This is a genomic window from Levilactobacillus enshiensis, from assembly GCF_007115095.1.
Lineage (GTDB): Bacteria > Bacillota > Bacilli > Lactobacillales > Lactobacillaceae > Levilactobacillus > Levilactobacillus enshiensis.
Map to the genome: position 1 here is coordinate 1 of NZ_SULH01000029.1, position 2,973 is coordinate 2,973.

Here is a 2,973-nt window from a genome sequence, read left to right on the forward strand (position 1 = left end):
GGTTGCGTTTCTGTCTAAGTCGACTGTTCAAGATGATATTGTCGACCTATCCGTTCGGAAGAATCGTGAAGGAATGTTGATGACGATTTCGTACCAGTTCAATGGACAGGGGATGAAATTTCAGGAGTTAGATAGCAGTGACGTCTGAGTACATGTCCAATAAGGATTTCAAGGACATCATGGCTGACAATGACTGGAAAACGTCACGCGCCGTCACAGTTTATTTGGTCAAGGCAAGCCATTGCTTTAAACAGCGAGAGCTAATGTCAAAGAGTCTCAAATTGCATCCTCAGAATCGTGTCCTACGAGCTGAATATAAGCGTTTAGACGAGAAACGGGTCGAATACGTGTGGTCGGCTTTAGACACCGCAGAGGCTGAGTTTTTGCAAGGCTGGCGATACTTGGAAGATGGTTCTGACTTCGTGAATGCAATGTTGGTCAAGTATAAGGGAGATTTGACGAAGTGTACCCGACCGGAAAAATTGAAGTCGGAATACATTGAGCTATTAGAGAGAGAGCGTCGGTTTCAAATCAATAATGGATTGAGGGGATAGCATGCGTCTATTTGGAAGCATTGGACAATTATCAGATCACCAATTGGTAGTTGACCTAAGCGATTTAGATCCGCCAGCGAAACGGCTGGTTGAATCTAATCTGGGCCAGTTGATTGAGTTGAACTTTGACGACGGCCGGCATATCAGTGCGGACCAACGCAAGAAGATATTTGCGTTGCTACATGAGATTGACCGGTGGTGTGGAAATTACATCATGGATGTCACGGAACATCAGATGAAGTACATGTTTATGCGTAAACGTGGTCTGTATGAAGAGTTTTCGTTGAGCGATTGTTCGATGGAATTAGCGAGTCGATTCATTGAATTTTTACTTGGTTTCTGCTTTTCCTGGAAGGTGCCGATTGCCAGCAAGGTGATTGATTCGATTCGGGAACAGTACGGATGGGATATGTACTGTCTCAAGTATCACTGCTGCATGATTTGCGGGGCTCATGCTGATATCGCTCATGTTCACGCGGTAGGTATTGGCCGTAATCGTAATCACATTAATAACGTTGGTAATTACGTCATGGCTTTGTGCAGAAAGCACCATCAGGAACAACACAACGTAGGTATCAAGACGTTCATGATTGATAACCAGTTGAAGGGTGTCAAAGTTACGCCTGAGATTCAACGCATGTTGAAAATTGGTGATTGGCGCCATGAACAAGGTGAAAAAGTGGAGGTGTAATCCGTGTACCGTAATCGTCATTCTGGTAAAAACAGAAAGGTTAGGCAGGTAGCTGATACGATGGTTCACTTTTTTCAAAGCCAAGGTATTAAAGTTATGCGATATGATGCCTATTCGACTAGTAGTATCTATCTCAAGCTGGATTACGGAATGCTCTATACGATGAGGATTAGTGATCACCCTGGTAAGAAATATCTGCGATATCGCTACAACATCATCAAAGGGTATCACGGACGCCGGTATGAGCCGACTGATTGGGGATGGAACAGAGAGTTTATTGCCATTAATCCGGATAAGCTTAATAAAATGTGTCTGGATATTTTGAGGATGCGGGTTAGCAAGATTCGTCAGCTTGGTCTTTATGGCTACCAATAAGAGTTGGACCACCGACGCAAAAAGAATGGCAATAACCGTGGATTTTGGCAACAGGCTAAGGATTTAGGATGAGGGTGATAGGTATGGAACCTGCAACCGAAAAACAGGAAAGCTTCATTCATAAAATTTCGATGATTCTGGTCGTTGAAGAGCCACTTCATCTCAGTAAATCCGAAGCGACTCGATGGATTAGTGACCATATCGAAGCATACGATATGAAGCTGGAAGAAGACGAAAATGATCTTGCCAGCAGTACTTTAAGTGGTGAATTTGATTGGATGTGAGGCGTGAAAATGAAGAAACCAAATTTAAGCCCTGATGAGTGGGGCGATGTTGAAGAATATCTGAGTGCCTATGCTGATGGTTATAACCGTACAGCAGAAATTATGGATAGCGTTATGTCTGAGTTATTAAACTGTGGCTTTACGGAAGGCTTGATTTTCGATAAACCAGGTGAAGCCTATGAAGGGATTTCATACCGTCTGCAAGAAATGCAAAAGGAATTCAATCATAGGTAAACAACACAAAAACATGAAAGGTTCGATATTCAATGCTTGATAATTCACGTGAACCAATGTGGTTGAGGGTTAAGGACAATTCAGGGGATCGAGTTTGGATAAATATGAGAAGGGTTGATTACGCATCTGAAAATAACGCTGGATGGACAATGGTTGTTACTGGTGGCGTCAAATTTCTAGTTAAAATTGATTTTGATGAGTTTGGTGAAATTTTGGAAGGGGGAGATTGAGATGATTAAGATTTATCGCAAGACAACGAACATCAAGGCCGAGCAGTTCGATGGCAGCTTCGATATGGTATCTAAGTATGCAGTCATTACAGCAACTTATACTAATAATTCTTGCGTTTATGAAATGCCGACAATTGAGGGAATGATGAAGGTAAAGCAGGGCGATTGGATTGCCACTGGCGTTGACGGTGAGCATTGGCCAATTGCTGATAAGATTTTTAAGAAAACTTATGCTGAGTTGCCGGTGATTCCCCCCAAAGTCGCTAGACAATTGGAAGTGTTTAAGGACCGGCCACAATCAGTTAACCTGGCGATAATTTTTAGTTCAATTCATGAATTAGCTATTACTCGTACTATGAGTAATGGCGTCCAGCGTTGGATTGGGAATTATCCAAATAAATTTGCTCGTGCGTGGTTGGACGGCTATCGAGTGGAGGAAGATGAATGAAATTTCTGATTAAACCACCGGCTGATAGTGGCAAGACTAATTTCGTCAAAGAGTTCGACAGCCGTGAAGAATTGGATCACTGGCTGCTGGAAAAGAACAATGAGATTTGGGAGGCTAACCCGTTAACTGAGAAGGTCAGTTTCCCATTAAACGAGAT

At 42.7% G+C, this 2,973-nt stretch carries 7 protein-coding genes; all 7 read left to right on the forward strand.

Features of this window, described 5'->3' with window-relative positions; translation table 11 throughout:
• Nucleotides 1–137 precede the first annotated feature (137 nt).
• The 7 genes from FAY32_RS14220 to FAY32_RS14250 all read left to right on the forward strand — a co-directional run bounded on the left by FAY32_RS14220 (nt 138) and on the right by FAY32_RS14250 (nt 2,816).
• The gene (locus tag FAY32_RS14220) at nt 138–554 is read left to right on the forward strand and encodes a hypothetical protein (RefSeq protein WP_158727614.1); all 417 of its coding nucleotides are present in this window, start codon (nt 138–140) and stop codon (nt 552–554) included.
• A gap of 1 nt (nt 555) precedes the next feature.
• Nucleotides 556–1,245, forward strand: a complete 690-nt coding sequence (locus tag FAY32_RS14225) for a putative HNHc nuclease (RefSeq protein ID WP_143464116.1) — start codon at nt 556–558, stop codon at nt 1,243–1,245.
• A 60-nt stretch (nt 1,246–1,305) separates the two neighbouring features.
• On the forward strand, nt 1,306–1,620 hold the full coding sequence (locus FAY32_RS14230; protein WP_225428357.1) for a hypothetical protein: 315 nt from the start codon (nt 1,306–1,308) through the stop codon (nt 1,618–1,620).
• Nucleotides 1,621–1,703: 83 nt separating this feature from the next.
• Nucleotides 1,704–1,904: a hypothetical protein gene (locus tag FAY32_RS14235; protein ID WP_143464118.1), complete on the forward strand. Its 201-nt coding sequence runs from the start codon at nt 1,704–1,706 to the stop codon at nt 1,902–1,904.
• 9 nt (nt 1,905–1,913) lie between these two features.
• On the forward strand, nt 1,914–2,138 hold the full coding sequence (locus tag FAY32_RS14240) for a hypothetical protein (RefSeq protein ID WP_143464119.1): 225 nt from the start codon (nt 1,914–1,916) through the stop codon (nt 2,136–2,138).
• 32 nt (nt 2,139–2,170) lie between these two features.
• Nucleotides 2,171–2,368 carry a hypothetical protein gene (locus FAY32_RS14950; protein ID WP_143464120.1) on the forward strand — a complete coding sequence of 66 codons (198 nt, stop codon included), beginning with the start codon at nt 2,171–2,173 and terminating at the stop codon, nt 2,366–2,368.
• Nucleotide 2,369: 1 nt separating this feature from the next.
• Nucleotides 2,370–2,816 carry a DUF1642 domain-containing protein gene (locus tag FAY32_RS14250; RefSeq protein WP_143464121.1) on the forward strand — a complete coding sequence of 149 codons (447 nt, stop codon included), beginning with the start codon at nt 2,370–2,372 and terminating at the stop codon, nt 2,814–2,816.
• The last annotated feature ends 157 nt before the right edge of the window (nt 2,817–2,973 follow it).